Source organism: Paenibacillus aurantiacus, from assembly GCF_042431225.1.
Classification (GTDB): Bacteria; Bacillota; Bacilli; order Paenibacillales; family Paenibacillaceae; genus Paenibacillus_Z; species Paenibacillus_Z aurantiacus.
Genome location: NZ_JBHMDO010000033.1, coordinates 317,282 through 333,380 on the forward strand (window position 1 = coordinate 317,282; position 16,099 = coordinate 333,380).

Sequence of the window (16,099 nt, forward strand, 5' to 3'; positions counted from 1 at the left end):
GACGCAACGTTCTTATGCATACAATTTCTAAGTTGCTGTACGTTCACGCTCACGATCGACACGCTGCCGCTCTTCGCCACGATGATCTAGTTGTTAACGCCTTCCTGACGCCGGGACTGCATCACGCTAACCCAAGCCTATCTGCCCCGATGGATCGTCTTCATTCCCCGCCTATTTGGCCGCGTTTCTTCGACTCTTCCAATACGTGCTTCGCGAACAACCGGATTAGGTCCTGCCAAGCGAGCAGCAGCACAAGGATTCCGATCCAGATGCTGGCAGCCCCTAGCCCATAGCATCCGCTTAAGTCCATCGCATACATGTCGGGACTATAAGAGCCTGCAGCCGCAGATTGGAACGCCGCAAAACCGAGCTTGGGGACCGCCTCTTCCGCCAGATGCGCGACGAACCGTAGAACAATTCCAAGCATGATGAAAATAAAAGCAAACGCCGTCGCCATGGTACGCATACGATCATGCCCTCCTTCCCGTCGTAACCCTCAATTCCAACTTACATAATCTGGATCTGGGACAAACGATTATACGCGCGTAATTGCCGCTTTGTTGCGCATGCCCCGTCTATCCTCCTCCAAAAAAACGCTTTGGGAACGGCTGGCGTCCCCAGGACGGCTATCCGTGCTAAACGCGTACGAAGGAGAAATAGGTACGGACGCTGCTTTAACCGGGGATTGTTGGACGCGGCGGTAGGTGTTAGCGTTGATCAACGGACGCGAAAAAACAGCGCACACTTGGATAGAGTACCGCTGAATTGATGCCGCAAGCGATCCGCAATCGAGGAGAAACCCCTGCTGCTTTTGTATGTTACGCTAGGGAAGCAATCCGCTCATAAAGGAGGAATTACGATGAAGATGGCACACGTACGTCTATTAGTTCCCCATGTCCCCGCCTGCTTTTCGTTCTACCGCGACATTATCGGACTCCAAGTACGACATGGTGATCCCACGACGCCATATGCAGAATTTCAGACCGGTGACATCAGCCTTGCGTTCGAACCTTTAAAGGATGGCGAGATCGTTCAGCAAACGAGCGCAGATCATGACCGGGTTGTGCTTATTTTCACCGTAGAGAATGTCGATGCGGCTTACGAGCGACTAAGGAGCAGCGGGGTTGCATTCGAGAAGGAGCCGCATGATACACCGGAATGGGGTCACCGCGTAGCCTACTTCCGAGATCCAGCCGGGAACTTGATCGAGCTAAATCAGGGTATTTGAAATTGGTATATTAGGTCATGATGCAGCAGCGGCAGCGGTAGATGAACGTATTCATCCACCGCTGCCGCCTTCAACCTTCGCTCGCCGGAGCTTAGGATGGCGTCACCTGCACCCCGTCAGGTACGCGCAGTTCGGCACGCCCATCCCGATACGAGAAGCGGAACTCTCCGATTGGCATGCGGAAGCGGAATTCAACCTCCTGCAGCGTGTCGGGCATCTTCGGAGAGAAATGGACTTTCGTCCACCCCGGTGCAGCTGGTTTAATTCCGAATACCTCTTCGATTACGACGGGGATCGGCGCGCTGGCCCACGGATGGCATAAGCTCGTATTCCATTTGAGATCCTTGGACCATGCTTCAAAGCACGTCGTCGCGCCTTCGCGGACCATCGTGCCCCAGGCATGCAAGTCATCCGACGTGATCAGCTCATAGATAAGCGCGTGTTCTTCGGCGACCGCCAACGCTTGGAGCACGAAATACGCCATGTATACGCCGCAGCTCAACCGCTTGTCGCGGATCAGCCGGACGATCGACGGGACTGCCTTAGCCGGCGCCAGACCGAACAGCAGCGGCAACACATTCGCATGAAGTGAAGCGTGCGAGGAGTCTTCCGCATCGACGAACAATTTCCGCTCGGAATCGTAAAATCTCCGCATAAAGGCGGTGCGAAAGCGGCTCGCCGGATCATCTGCGGATAGCGGCAGCTCAAGCGCTTGCCGGATATCCTGAACCGCTTGCTGCGCGCCATAATAATAGGCATTGATGACGTTATGGCAGCCCTGCATATGTCCATTCTCCAACGCAAAGTCGTATCCGTCTCGCAGATTGTCCGGCCAATCCACCAAATTCCACTTGTCGTTGACGGCATGCAGCAGCCCGTCCGGTCCTTCATAACATTGGAAATACATCATCAGCTGCTCCGCGATCGGATACATGCGATCAAGAAATTCGCGATCGCCGCTGAACCGGTAATAGCGCAGCAGCTGGATCGGCCACTGCAGCGAGAAATCGGCAATCTCCTGCATGTAGTGCCCTGGCGCAACGGCCATCAATCCGGGGCATACCCTTGCGGAGAGCAGCGCGAAGTCCTCCAGCGATTTTCGGAACATGCGCATATCCCCGGTTAGATAGGCATGCGCGTGCGTAATAATCGTGTTGTCGCCCAAGTATTGACCCTTCTCTCGCGAGGGGCAATCCACATAATTTTCTTGCGTGCCGTATTTCACCCCATTCTTGCAGATCGACCAGATTGCATTCAGGAGGGGATTGGACGATTCGAGATGGCACGCTTCTTCATCAAAGGGGTAGTGGCGCACAATGGCCGCGAAGCTCTCTGTATGGAGCTCCACATCCGCGTTTGCTAGCACCTCGACGTAACGAAAAGCTTTGTAATCAAAAAACTCCAGCTCGTCCTCTTCTCCCGAAAGCGTCCACGTATCCGAATAGGTGCAGTTGCACCTCATCTCGTAGCGAGCCCTGCCGCTCGGCAGCTGCTCTTCCGCGCAGCGGATTTCCACCTTCAACCCCGTCCGGCCTTTAGCGCGCATTGTGAATTGACCGGTCAGCTCGCTTCCGAAATCGAGCAAATACCCGCCTTCAATCGCCAGCACGCGTTGCGGCTTGACCGTGTACACGGAGAGATTCGGCGTCGGCTGCCGGAACAACCGATGATCATCCGCCAGGTGCTCCCAACAGGGCAGCCAAGCCGTATCGTCAAACCCGGCCAGCCTCCACCCTTTCTCGATCAACCGGCCGTCGATATGTTCTTGGAATTGCGTGTCGTACCCAATGATAGGCGAAGCGCCGTACTCGCGGGCTATCGCATTGGTCCACGTTCGATCCGTCTGCACAATACAGCCATCTTCAGAGACGAGCTCCGCGATTAGCCCCTGCCGGTAATCGCCGCTGTTATAAGAACGACTGATGAGGCCGTGGTAATACACATGGACCGCGATGACGTTCTCGCCTTGCCGAAGATATGCCCCGACGTCGAAGCGGTTGTAATAATAATGATAGTGGTTCCCTTGCGCAGGACCTTGGCCGACATATTCACCATTGATGTAAAGCTTGTAATAGTCGTCAGCCGTAATGTCCATATAGGCATTGCTTGGCGGTTCGGGAAGTACGAACGATTTTCGGACGAGCATATGGTGGTTGTGAAGCGCTGCCTTATGCTCATGCGCTCTCCCCTGTTCGTTTTCCTTATGATACACATCGATCGGCTTCAAGCCGTAGAAGCGCCGATCCGTAATCCATTTCGCCATCCATTTCTTGTCCATGAAGAGCACGATCCTTTCGCCGCAAGGAGAGATTGCCGTTATCATACACCAGCCATGCTCGCAAAACGTGGGCTTATTACCGGATTATAGGGGCGAATTGACGCCTTCGCTCTGTGCTTTTACAATGATGAACATGAACGATGGACCGGAGGTGTGCGAATGATCATCTATGCCAAGGAGCATTATCTGGAGAGCGAAGCTTTCCCGTTCGCCGTACTGCCATTCCTGACCTTGCCTACCCGGGCGCTGCGGCCGCATAGCCACGATTTTATCGAATTGGTGTACGTCGCGGACGGTAACGGCGAACATTTGTATAAAGGCCGTTCTTTCCCGATATCGAAAGGCGACTTCTTCGTCATCCCTCCGGGTATCGAACATGATTATCGCGTCATCGGGGATTCACCCTTGGACGTATACAATGTCATGTTTCTCCCTTCGCTGCTGATCGCCGAGCTCAAGACGCTGGCTTCGGTCAACTCCTTCATCGATTTCTTCTATCTGGAGCCCTTTCTTCGACAGAACGTGGACTTCAGTTCGCATCTCAAGCTGTCGCCAGTTGAAGGTTACGCGGTCAAGCAGCGCATTGAACGGCTTCATCAAGAATTTACCTCCAAGTCGCTGGGCTATCAAATCTCCATCAAGGCGCTGCTCATCGAGATGCTCGTCTATCTCAGCCGCTGTTACGAGAGCCGCTTCATCGAGCCCGTCTTCCACAGCAACGAATCCAAGGCTATCCAGCAGCTGTGCGAATTTCTCGCGCAGAACTACGAACAGCCGATCAGCTTGGATCACGTATGCCGAATGTGCGGGATGAGCCAGACGACCTTTACGAGCAAGTTCAAACAGGAGACGGGAAGAACGTTCACCGAGTACCGGAACGAGCTTCGCATTCACGCCTCGCTCAAGCCGCTTCGCGAGACCGAGGACAACATCGTCGCCATCTCGGAGAACGTAGGCATCCATGACTTGAGCCATTATCACAAACTGTTCAAGCACTATATGAAAATGACGCCAAGGCAGTATCGGATGCGCTGTCGGGAATAGGTAATATGCTTTAGGCTATAGACATGCAACGTTCGGGACCGATATGTGAGACGCTAGCGAGCAGATTCCCTCGGCGTCAGCCGGGTCGAATCGAAATCAATCAGCCTCGGCGATCGAACCCGCCCTCGATCGGCCAAATAAAAAAAGCCGCAGTTACGCGGCTTTCATCTTATAAGTTCAATTGACATCCAACTACTAGAATCCCCGAAGCCTCGGTCTACCCGACATTACGGCATGATGTATGTATGCATGAATTCGTTGCGCAGCTTGCCTGTCGGGTCGTACCGAAGCAGGAGCTGACGGAAATCCGGCAGCCGCTCATATAGCGCCTGCACCTTCCCCGGCTCCATGGTGAACAGCTTCCCCCAGTGCGGGCGAGCGCCGAACGGCGCAAGCTCCCGTTCGATAAGCGGGAGCACTTGGCGTACACGCTCCCAATCCGGCTTCCACGTAAAATGCAGACCGACGCTGTCCTGCCCGTAGCATGGGCTCATCCAGAAGGCGTCGGCGGCAATCGTGCGGACTTCGGAGATGAAGAGCAGCGGCGCGATTCGCTCGCGCAATCCGCTCAGCGCCTGCAGCGCCTCAAGCGCATGCCGTCTCGGCACGAAATATTCGCTTTGCAGCTCCTCGCCAGCGCTCGGCGTAAAGTCCATGCGGAAATGCGGGAGCCGCTCGTACCATGGACCTGGAATGCCCGACTGCTCGCTGCAGTTGACCGCGGACTGGCCGGGTACCGGATGCCGTTTGGCCGGAGCCTGCGAAGCCCCGAAGAAGTCGGACGCAGTTAGCGCCGCGGCATCGTCTCCCTCGCCCGTTACCTTCTGCTTGACCCAGACTTGATTGAAAGCAGGGCTTCTCCAGTCCGTGAACAAGCTCACGCTGTAGGCGGCCGAGAAAATATCGTCCAAGCCTCCATCCAACGCGGACAGCGGCAGCTGATCATACACGGTCTGACTCACCTGGAAGGCGGGCACTACGTCAAGCGTAAGCTTCGTCACGATACCTAGCCCGCCGAGTCCGACGACCGCTCCCTCGAAGTCGCGATCAATCCCGCGCTCAAGCACCGCAATCTCGCCGTCCGTCTTCACCAGCTCCAAGGCGCGGACCGCATCAGCCAATCCCGCGTTCCGGTCGCCTGATCCGTGCGTCGCCGTCGCGACTGCGCCGGCCACGCTAATGTGCGGCAGCGAAGCCAGATTGTGCAGCGCGAAGCCTTGCTCGTCCAAGTAGCGGCATAGCTCGCCATACCGGATGCCGCCTTCGACGGTAACCGTACGCCGGTCGCGATCGAGCTCGATGACCCGATTTAGTTGGCGAAGCGAGATCTGGCTGCCGCCAGTGTCGGCGATACCATTAAAGGAATGGCGCGAGCCGAGTACGCGAATCTTACTGCTGCGCTTGGCGATATCGCGTACCTCTTCCAGACTCTCCGGTTCAAGCAGCTCCGATGAGCCGTAACGGTAATTCCCGGCCCAGTTCATTTTGTCTTCCATCAGGTATGCACTCCTTCGCATCTGAGAGTTGGTCAAGCCAGGCCGGATAATCCGGCCCAGCTCCGCATGAACCGCAAATCAACTGCTGATCAACTGCTGTACATTTTACTTCACGCTGCTCAACCGGTACATTCTCGACTCATAGGGGCGAAGCGAATGCAACGGCAATTCGTCGTTGTAGTTCGCAATTAGCAATTCCTTCTCCCCTGATAGCGAGTCGGGAAGCGCGAGCGGTACGTGCTCGCCGTAGAAATTACACAAGACGAGAATCTTCACCCCTTCGAGCGAGCGCGTGTAGGCGAATAGTTGGCGATCCTCCGGGAACAGCAGCTCATAGTCCCCGTAGATGATCGATTCGTGCTCTTTGCGAAGCTGAATCAGCTTCTGGTAATAGTAGAAAATCGAGTCTTCATCGCGAAGCGCCTGCTCGGCATTGATATCGACATAGTTCGGATTAACGCGAATCCATGGCGTGCCGGTCGTGAATCCCGCCTCCGCCGTCGCCTCCCACTGCATCGGCGTGCGCGCGTTGTCGCGGCCTTTGGCATAGATCGAGGCCATGATGTCCGCATCCGGATAGCCTTGATCCGTCCGCTCCTTATGCAGATTGAGCAGCTCAATATCCCGATAGTCTTCGATCGGGTATTGGACGTTCGTCATCCCAAGCTCTTCGCCTTGGTAAATATACGGCGTGCCCTGCATGCCATGCAGCAAAGTCGCGAGCATCTTCGCCGACTCTACCCGGTACTCGCCGTCATTCCCCCAACGGGAGACGATTCGCGGCAGATCGTGGTTATTCCAGAACAAGCTGTTCCACGCGTCGCCCTTCAGCTCCGTCTGCCACTTGGAGAGCACTTCTTTCAGCTTCATGAAGTCCAGCGCGGCCAAATCCCACTTGCTCTTGCCCGGCTGCTCGTCCAGCCCGATATGCTCGAATTGGAACACCATCGAGAACTCGGAGCCGTCCGGATTGCTGAACAGCTTCGCGATCTCCGGCGTAGCGCCCCACGTCTCGCCGACCGTGAGCAGGTCTGCCCGCTGGAAGGTGCGCCGGCTGAGCTCCTGGATGTAGTCATGCAGCTTCGGTCCGTTCGCGGTAATCATTCGGTCCGGCTCCTTGGCGATTAGATCGATGACGTCCAGACGGAATCCGCCGACGCCGCGGTCGATCCACCAATTGATCATGGCGTAGATCTCTTCCCGGACTTTCGGATTCGCCCAGTTGAGATCCGGCTGCTTGACCGAGAACAGATGCAAGTAATATTGACCAAGCTCTGGCACATACTCCCACGCCGACCCGCCGAAGATGCTGCCAAGTTCATTCGGCGGCGTGCCCGGAACGCCATCGCGCCACACATAATAGTCGTAGTACGGATTGTCCTTCCCTTTCTTCGCCTCAACGAACCATGGATGTTCGTCCGAAGTATGATTCAAGACCAAATCCATAATGATTTTGATACTGCGCTTGGCCGCTTCTTGAATTAGCGCGTCCATGTCGTCCAGCGTGCCGAACATCGGGTCGATGTCCTGATAATCCGAGATATCGTAGCCATTGTCGTCCTGCGGGGATTTGCACACCGGGGACAGCCAGATCGCGCCGATCCCGAGCTTCTCCAAATAATCCAGCCTTGCCAGAATACCCTTCAGATCGCCGATGCCGTCGCCGTTGCTATCTTGAAAGCTGCGCGGATAAATTTGATACACAACGATTTCTTTCCACCACTTCTTGTTCTCCATCATCCAAAATCTCCTTGTGTCTCTCTAGTCGCAAGCATGCATATGTAAATATGCTACTCCCTAACTATACAAGGTTCAGCGAGAACTTGCATCGTCGGCGGCATCCAATTTCGAGCGGCATTCATCGTCTGGTCTGGCATGCTTTCGCTCTTCAAAGCTATAGCATCATATCCCCTTTGGTTTGCATCACCTTCATCCCCTCCAGGAACGTATCGATAAGCAGACGAAACGTGACGTCTAAGTCGAGCGGCATCCCGAATCCGCCCTGCTTCTCCAGCGAGGCGAATCCGTGCAGCAGGCTGCGCAGCCCCCGCACGGCGTGAATGGCGGCTTCTCCGCGAAGCCCATACGCTTCCATCACATTCACGGCCAGATCGACCACTTTCCCGGCTGCTTCTTCCAATACGTTGTCGCCCGGTTCGACCGCACGCTGCACCGCTTCATAGAGGCCAGGATGCGCCCGGGCAAACGACAGATACGCATGGCTGAAAGCCCGAATGGCTTCATCGCCGGATTGGTCAGCCAGCGCTTTGCCGAATAGCTCCGACATCAGCGTCAAGCCGGCTATTGTAAGATGGCGCCGCAAATCCGGCAATCCGTTCACGTGATTGTAGAGCGAAGGAGAACGAATCTGCAGCTTCTGCGCTAACGTGGCCAACGTCAAGGCTTCCAACCCGTGCGCGTCGGCGAGTTCGGTAGCGGCCCGGATGACGGTTGGCAAATCAAGGCCGATTCGCGGCATCGTGCTTGCTCCTTCCCGCGGCGGCACGCCCTTTACGATCGGCCGATTCGATCGCGCCGGCAATCGCAGTCTGCGGATTATCCATCATCGAACCATGACCGACGCAGAGCAGCGATGGCTGAAGCGCGTTCAATTGGCGCGCGGTTGCCAGTGACACGTCCTTATTCCAGGTTGCCATCGCCGGGAATGGGAACAAGGGACGCAGTTGACCGGATATCGCCAAGCCACCGCGCGTCTGCATCGCGTCTCCTGCGAGCAGCGCCCGGCTGCGCGTATCGAGGAACGCCATATGTCCAGGGGTGTGACCTGGCGCTGATACAGCAACCAAGGAGCCGACTCGGTCGCCGTCCTGCAGCAGCACGTCCGGCTTCGTCTTGATGGTGCTAGGCTTGGGTACGCCGCCGCGAATCGGCGTGCTCGGCTCGTTCTCGTCCAGCGACCGGTCGCCGGCGAGAAGCCTGGCATCGCGAGCCGAGATATAGACGGGCACCTGCGGCAGCGCGGCCTTGAGCGCATCGAGCGCGCCAATATGGTCGCCGTGCGCATGTGTCAAAGCGATCCGCGTAATCGGCTTGCCGATACGGTCCGCCGCTTGAAGGATACCCTTCACGCTGTAAGACAGCGCGGCATCGACGACGGTCAGGCCGTCTTCTTCTTCGACGAGATAGGCATTAACAGGGAAGAACCGCGGCATAAAAGTCAGCTGGTATACCGTTTGTCGTTTCAAAATTCGCATGGAGATCGCTCCTTCATTCGAAAACTAATGTGATTAGTTTTATAATAACTAATGACATTAGTTTTCACAAGAGGCAACCTGCAATTTTTTCACCGGCTACCCTCCATGCGTCCATTGTTACTTACGGCCGATGGGGGGGCGGTTCCATGAAGCCGGTGTCGCCCCCTTCAGCCCCTCTCGCTCAAACGCTTTTCGGATAATCCTTCAAATCCACCCCGTTGGCCGCTTTTTCAATCATTTTCGTAATCATCTTGAACATGGTCGTCATCAAGAAGGGGATTCGGAACATCCAGTCCTGCAGCGTGATTTTGAACTTGGAGCTGGCGACCATGCTTGCCGCCGCGGTTAGACCGATCTTCTGGTTCTTCTCTACATAAGGTCTCATCGCTTGTTCATAGTTGGCGAAAGCCTTCGGATAATCGCCAAGCGCGGACTTCAGCTCGCCGGCCAATATATAGGCGCCTACAAGCGCGAGGCTAGTGCCCTGCCCGGATAGCGGCGAAGGACCGTATGCGGCATCGCCTACGAGCGCAACTCGGCCTTTGGACCAAGCCGGCATATGGATTTGGCAGATTTCATCGAAGTAAAAATCGTCGGATGTCTTCATGGACTGAAGCAGGCGCTCGGTCTCCCAGCCGGTCGTGCTCCCGAATGCTTCGGCCACAAGCCGCTTCTGGCTGTCCGGATCGTGCCGGTCGTACTGCAATGGCGCCGATTTGAAGACGAACATGCCTTTCGCCTCGGCATTGTGACGCGCGCTGTACATTCCGACCGTTTTGCCCGGCATCGTATAGAGCTGTTGACAATAATCCAAGTTCAGATAGTTGCTTGTCGTAAACACGGAAATATAACAACCCAATGACCGCTTAAACTGCGACTCATCGCCAAAAGTCAGCTTGCGTACATGGGAGTGAAGTCCATCCGCCCCGATCACCGCGTCGAAGGTTTGCGGCGCATGATGCGCGAATTGGACGCGAACGCCTTCCTTCGTCTCTTGCATGTCGGTTATCGAATCTCCCCACACGTAACGGATCGTGTCTTTGGTCAAATTGTGCAGCATATCGGCGAGGTCGTCGCGCATTACCTCGATGTCAACGCCTTGTTCGTTCCCCATCCCGGCCTCGCTGATCTTTCCCCTAGTCTTGCCGCGCTCGTCAACGAAATAAACGCCGGTCATCCGCGTGTCGGCGGCGCGTACCTGCTCGAGAATGCCCATTCGCTCAAGAACCGTAATCGCCGCGCCGCGGATATCCACCCCGAACCCGCCTTTACGCAAGCCGGAAGCGCGTTCCACGATCGTCACCTCGAAGCCGTAACGATGCAGCCAATAAGCAAGCGCCGGTCCGGCAATGCTTGATCCGGAAATTAAAATTTTTCTCCCCTTCGTCATGAACTAATCCACACCCTTCGATTTTTAATTTACCGTTTATTATGTATACAGTATATGCTATACACAGTAAATGCGCAACAGAAATCATAATGGCAAAGCGACGGCTCAAGTCGCTGCGCCCCCGCTTCTCAAAGACCTCGTACAGCATATGCGCGACGCGGTGAGTCCATATCCGTCCGCCCGATGAAGTGAGCGTACAAAATAAAAAATGGCCCTCTGATGAGGGCCTTTAGTAGAATGGTTGACCAGACACTTCTATGCTATTTTTTCAATGACGATCGAAGCACTGACGGTTGGCGTTGAAACACCGCCACCACCGATGCTATTTTGCAAGATTACCGTTCCCGTTGGATCCATCCGATTCAAGGTTAAAATACCGCCAGCCGTCAAGTTGGTTACCACTTGCCCTTGGTAGGATTGATTCCCCGAGCCGGCGCCATAGTTACTGCAAAGTACGAGGGACGCAGGCGTTGGCCCTGCAGCATCCGGGTCATAGAACAGCCCGAACACCGTATTACCTTCAACCGGGAATACTTCCCAGCTAATATTATATAAGCCGGCTTGGTTAATGCTTATCGTCGTAGCTGTCGGGAATGTGATCGCGGTCGTATTGGTGATCGAATCGGTGAACGAAACAGCGCCGCCTTGACCGCCAGCCGTTTCGGCCGCAGCAATGGATTGTTGTGCAGTGCTGCATCGGAACGCGATTTGCCCTACTCCAGCTGGTCCTTGGGGACCTTCAGGTCCTTGTGGACCTGTTAGACCTTGCGGGCCTGTTAGTCCTTGGGGACCTTGGGGACCTGCGGGACCTTGTGGACCTGTTGCGCCTTGCGGACCTGTCGCGCCTTGCGGACCCGTTGCGCCTGTAAGTCCGATTGGTCCGATCGGCCCCGTATTCCCTTGCGGACCTTGGGGACCGACAGGACCAATTGGCCCCTGTGGACCAATAGGACCCACTACCGTTGGAGCCGTAACATTGACTTCCGGCGGAGGGCAGGATAAGTTAATTTTTTTGATAATGCGAATGATCTTTTTCTGTTTTCTTTTTTTCGGACGACATACGACGATCGTTTTCTTTACACACTTTTTTTTCTGACAACTCAATTCAACAGCACCTCCCTGATGTTTGATGTAGTTTACGCGCATAAGCTAGCGATTGATTGGACAAATATCATATGAATACTAGACTATAAACCAATATCTTAAAAAAATAGGCAAATTGGAAGGCTATCATCTATAGCAGAAATTGCTGCATAAACATAGATTAATAGCGACAACTCAAATCAACACCTATGTAAAAGGTAATCGTAGACGAAACGATTACCTTCTTTTTTTCTTTCTTTTCAATGGTTGCGGCCGAGGCTCTTCAATAGTCATTGCGAGTGCTTGCCAAAATTAACATTTGAGCAAGCAAAAAAGGCCATCCCCGGGAGGGGATAGCTCTAGTTCGCAAGAATGAACAACCCATTACGATTTTGACCGGTCTAGCAGGCGGCCCTTTACCAGCAAGTAATTCACGTGTTCACCGATCGCTTCGTTCTGAACACGCACGGTAATCGTGCCGTCTTTCTTGACGCTCGGTCTCTCCCGCTTCGGATCCAGGAATTGCACGCCGTGTTCGGTGAGCAGGTAGGAAGCGGCATCTCCTCTCCTTCTCCTTCTCGATTAAACGTTCCTCTTGCTAATTGGTCATACTGCTTCAGCCTGATAAACCATGCGTCCTTCCACCATCGTCCAAACGACGTTGTACTGCTCGTCGAGCAAGACCAGATCCGCGTCCGCTCTTTCTTCGATCCGCCCCTTGCCGGATAGTCCCAGTATGTCGGCAGGCGTTCTGGTCGCCATCGCGATGGCTTCGTGCAGGGGAATTCCTAATTCGACCGTATTGCGTAGCGCGACATTCATGGTGACCGTACTCGAAGCCAGCGTGCCATCTTGAAGCCGGGCTACTCCGTCGACAACCTCGGTCTCATGACCCCCGAATTGATAGCGGCCATCTCCCAGGCCCATAGCTTGCAGCGCATCGGTAATGAGGACGACGCCGTCCGGACCTTTGATGCGATGCATCAGTCTAACGATCGCCGGATGAAGATGGACGCCATCGACAATGGCTTGCAGGCTTACCTTCTCTTCTTCGAAGGCGGCTGCGATGAGGCCGGGGTCCCGATGATGGATGGGGCGCATGCCATTGAAGCAATGGGTAATATGACTGGCTCCGGTAGCGAAGGCTAACTTCGCTTCTTCATAAGTCGCATCGGAGTGGGCTACCGCGACGATGATGCCTCTCTTCGTCAAGTAAGCGATCATCTCCAGCGCACCTGGGAGTTCCGGCGCGAGCGTGACCATCTTCATCCGGTTGCCGGCGATTGCGAGTATCGACTGCAGCTCTGCCAAGTCCGGATGCCGGAGATAACGTTCGTTCTGCATCCCTTTCCGTTTGACATTCAGATAAGGCCCTTCCATATGAATGCCGGCGATACGAGCTCCCGCTTCTCGACCGGCTACCTTGGCGACATTCTGAACCATCTCGGTCAGCTGCTCGATCGTGGAACTGACGGACGTGGCCAAGAAGGACGTACAGCCGGTCTCGGCGCAGACGATCGATACTTCTTCGATGCTCCGGGTCGTGCCATCCATCATGTCGAACCCCCGCGCGCCGTGAATATGGACGTCGATCATGCCGGGAATCAGCAGCTTCCCTTGACCATCCCAATGCCCGGGCTGCAGATCGGTGTGGCTCCCCTTCTCTTCGCGCACGACCGCCGCGATTCGTCCTTCTTCGATGACGACGGATGCCTGTTCGATCATTTCGTCCCGCAGCGCCACTCGGACATTCGAAATGCGAGTTGTAGTCATTGTTCATCCTCCCCTGTACACTTACCAATTGCGATTTGCGATTTCATCGGCTTCATACTTCCATGCTACTTGGTAATGACGGACAGGTCGACGGACGATAAGTAGCGGTTAGTTTGCCGCGGAAGACCGGATCGTGGCCGCCAAAGATGTCGATACTGCCATGATAACGTGCCTGATGAAGGATGGTAAGGACTTTTGTCCAATTCGTATTCTGAACCTTGGCAGATGATGCCATGCGGTGGTGGTGAGCCGTGAATGCTATTGAGTTGTTCGGCTGCTTGCGTCAGCAGTTCTGGATCTTACTCTTCCTTCATCCGAAAATACCGATCGGCATCGAGCCGGAACGTCCATGGACCGCGAACAAGCACCTGCGGATCTTCGGCCTTGAGCTTAATCGATTTCTCGTTCCGTTCAATCCCCAACTCGATATACTCCATCGCGCCGGTTCGATCATTAAGCTTGGCGCCGAAACCTCTTCCTGCCAAGTTAAAGAAGTGAAGCAATCGCGCAGCTTCGGCATCCCCATGCAGGTCGGTATAAATACGCAGTAGATTGTCTCCGATCCGTACGGTGCGTGTAATCGTCACCGGGAATCCGGCAAGGTCAAACGTGATGTTCAACTGCTCGGCAGTCTCGGTCGGAACTGTGAAGCTGGCCGAATCCGAATACTTGACGTTAATCTCCGGGATCTCCAGCGTATACGCCCCATCCAGGGATGGGTTGAGGTCAAAGTAAAATACCCGGGTAGGCGCGGTCAGAGCAGGCTCCTTCTCCAATTCGTAAGACATCCCTTCCGGACCGATTAGCGATATTCTCCGGCCATCCGTTAATCCGCTCAGGCCATAATCAATGACGGACATCCCTTGGGGTACGGTGGATACGAGCGTAATCCGTCCTCTCGCGCCATCGTGAGCGGCGACCGCTGTTATCATGACGCCATTCCTCGTCATCGTCTCTCCCAATTCCGCGTAGCTTGCGGCACTCTCGGCTTTCGCAAGCGGAATCGCAATGTCCGGGTGATGAAGCGCTCCGAGCGTCAGCATGACGGTCTCCGCTCCGATATCGAGACTGCCTTCATGCCAATAATCGGCTACCCATTGGTGGGACGACCAGGTCGACATCCCTGTCTTGATCGTGTAGACCTCGCCGGCTTCATTCCTGACGGCAATGGTCTCCGGCTTCTGGCCCGGATTGTTGCCTGCCATCGAGATATAGACATTATTCTCCTCTACCAACATGCCGGTGATCGTGATTTCGTCATCTTCCAGACGTATGGTTACGGGATGCTCCAGTACATAGCGATCCCTCGCCTTGTCTTCCTCCTTCACGATTCCAAATCCCGGAATGAATTGGACGACTCTCGTCAACGCTGCTCGAACCGAAGGCTGAAGCGAAGCGAGTGCAAGGAGCAGAACAGCCACGCAAGCAGCTAAAGCTACGAATGCTCTTGACCGCCGCCGACTTCCGCCTGTCACTTCCCGAGACGTCTCGACCTGTACGGATTCATCCTCTATCTCCGCCTGCGCTTGCGCAATGCCACGCAAGCTTCGTTCCCGCAGCGACGAAGGCAGCGGAATGCTGTCGATATCACGCTTCCAATCATGGCTCATTCCGATCATCCTCCTTGATTTGCCGCCTCAGCTTGCCAAGCGCGCGATACAGCACTGTCTTGGCTGTGCCTAGCGGCATCTCAAGCAGATCCGCCAGTTCTTTGATCGTATGGTCATAATAGAAACGGAGGATGATGACGCTTTTCTCCTCCTCATCAAGCCCATCTATCATTTCTTGCACGAATAAGGATAAGGCTATATCTTGTTCATTGCCGCTCTCCGTTGGCACGGATTCCACCACATGCGACTTTATCGGGACAACGTTGCGCTTCCGCAGCAGATCGACCGAACAGCGGATTGCGATGCGAATAAGCCACGTTTTGAAGTACGACGGCTCCTTCAAGCTTGACAACGTGCGATACGATCGATATGCCGTTTCTTGAACGACATCCAGCGCATCCTCCTCGTGATGAACGTATACGTACGCGATCCGGTATATCTCGGCTTCATATTGGATGAACAATTCCGTAAAGGCGCGTGCGTCACCTTTCTGAGCTTGCTGGACTAACTGAATGATACGCCTCCACCTGCCTGACCGTAGTTTCTAGAAATTAGACGCACCGAAGGAAGGATTTGGCTTGCGGTTGCGTTGGATTTTTTTGAGAAGCACAAACAAGGAATAATTAAGTAAGCAGGGGATACCGAACTATCTCTATTTTCATCATCTGTGATATAAACCGTCATTGCGGTATAAAAAATATAAAAAGCCGCAACTGTGCGACTTTTTAGAACCGAAGGAACTTAATGAAAGACACGTTTTTTATTTTTGAAATACAGCATTAATTGAGCAACTAAGCACAAAAAAGTACAAATACAAAAAAGAATATAGGTAAACTGATACATCCAATATTTTTCGAGCGGCTCCTTCATATCATTCCCCAAGACGTATTTAGAAGTGAAAAAGTAACTTAAAAAATGTCCCAAAAAGAGTACAGTTACTGTTGCAATATATTCAACAAGAAAGAACTTCTTTTTCCCTTTC

At 54.3% G+C, this 16,099-nt stretch carries 13 protein-coding genes; 2 read left to right on the forward strand and 11 right to left on the reverse strand.

Going from position 1 to position 16,099, the window contains the following annotated elements; genetic code table 11:
• Nucleotides 1-160 precede the first annotated feature (160 nt).
• Nucleotides 161-466 carry a hypothetical protein gene (locus tag ACFFSY_RS20365; protein ID WP_377497446.1) on the reverse strand — a complete coding sequence of 102 codons (306 nt, stop codon included), beginning with the start codon at nt 464-466 and terminating at the stop codon, nt 161-163.
• A 393-nt stretch (nt 467-859) separates the two neighbouring features.
• On the opposite strand from ACFFSY_RS20365, the gene ACFFSY_RS20370 reads away from it, so the two are divergent.
• On the forward strand, nt 860-1,228 hold the full coding sequence (locus ACFFSY_RS20370; RefSeq protein WP_377497448.1) for a VOC family protein: 369 nt from the start codon (nt 860-862) through the stop codon (nt 1,226-1,228).
• Between the two features lie 91 nt (nt 1,229-1,319).
• Here the strand turns inward: ACFFSY_RS20370 and ACFFSY_RS20375 are convergent, their stop codons facing one another.
• Nucleotides 1,320-3,506 (reverse strand): family 78 glycoside hydrolase catalytic domain, encoded by a 2,187-nt coding sequence (locus ACFFSY_RS20375; protein ID WP_377497450.1) that lies wholly within the window; start codon nt 3,504-3,506, stop codon nt 1,320-1,322.
• 159 nt (nt 3,507-3,665) lie between these two features.
• Between ACFFSY_RS20375 and ACFFSY_RS20380 the strand changes: the two genes are divergently transcribed.
• On the forward strand, nt 3,666-4,550 hold the full coding sequence (locus tag ACFFSY_RS20380; RefSeq protein WP_377497452.1) for an AraC family transcriptional regulator: 885 nt from the start codon (nt 3,666-3,668) through the stop codon (nt 4,548-4,550).
• A 227-nt stretch (nt 4,551-4,777) separates the two neighbouring features.
• Here ACFFSY_RS20380 and ACFFSY_RS20385 read toward each other — a convergent pair whose 3' ends face one another.
• The 9 genes from ACFFSY_RS20385 to ACFFSY_RS20425 form a co-directional block, all read right to left on the reverse strand.
• A complete protein-coding gene (locus ACFFSY_RS20385) occupies nt 4,778-6,046 on the reverse strand; it encodes an FAD-binding protein (protein ID WP_377497454.1) in 1,269 nt (422 codons plus the stop codon).
• A 105-nt stretch (nt 6,047-6,151) separates the two neighbouring features.
• Complete coding sequence (locus tag ACFFSY_RS20390; protein ID WP_377497853.1) at nt 6,152-7,783, reverse strand: glycoside hydrolase family 13 protein; 1,632 nt, start codon at nt 7,781-7,783, stop codon at nt 6,152-6,154.
• A gap of 157 nt (nt 7,784-7,940) precedes the next feature.
• Nucleotides 7,941-8,525, reverse strand: coding sequence for a TetR/AcrR family transcriptional regulator (locus ACFFSY_RS20395; RefSeq protein ID WP_377497456.1), 585 nt, complete (start codon nt 8,523-8,525; stop codon nt 7,941-7,943).
• Complete coding sequence (locus ACFFSY_RS20400) at nt 8,506-9,261, reverse strand: MBL fold metallo-hydrolase (RefSeq protein WP_377497458.1); 756 nt, start codon at nt 9,259-9,261, stop codon at nt 8,506-8,508. Before ACFFSY_RS20400 ends, ACFFSY_RS20395 begins: the two co-directional genes overlap by 20 nt.
• 181 nt (nt 9,262-9,442) lie before the next feature.
• Complete coding sequence (locus ACFFSY_RS20405; protein ID WP_377497460.1) at nt 9,443-10,651, reverse strand: FAD-dependent monooxygenase; 1,209 nt, start codon at nt 10,649-10,651, stop codon at nt 9,443-9,445.
• A 255-nt stretch (nt 10,652-10,906) separates the two neighbouring features.
• Nucleotides 10,907-11,755, reverse strand: coding sequence for a collagen-like protein (locus tag ACFFSY_RS20410; protein ID WP_377497462.1), 849 nt, complete (start codon nt 11,753-11,755; stop codon nt 10,907-10,909).
• Between the two features lie 585 nt (nt 11,756-12,340).
• A complete protein-coding gene (gene nagA, locus ACFFSY_RS20415) occupies nt 12,341-13,507 on the reverse strand; it encodes an N-acetylglucosamine-6-phosphate deacetylase (RefSeq protein ID WP_377497464.1) in 1,167 nt (388 codons plus the stop codon).
• A gap of 299 nt (nt 13,508-13,806) precedes the next feature.
• Nucleotides 13,807-15,117 (reverse strand): hypothetical protein, encoded by a 1,311-nt coding sequence (locus tag ACFFSY_RS20420; protein ID WP_377497466.1) that lies wholly within the window; start codon nt 15,115-15,117, stop codon nt 13,807-13,809.
• A complete protein-coding gene (locus ACFFSY_RS20425; protein ID WP_377497467.1) occupies nt 15,107-15,580 on the reverse strand; it encodes a sigma-70 family RNA polymerase sigma factor in 474 nt (157 codons plus the stop codon). Before ACFFSY_RS20425 ends, ACFFSY_RS20420 begins: the two co-directional genes overlap by 11 nt.
• Nucleotides 15,581-16,099: the final 519 nt, after the last annotated feature.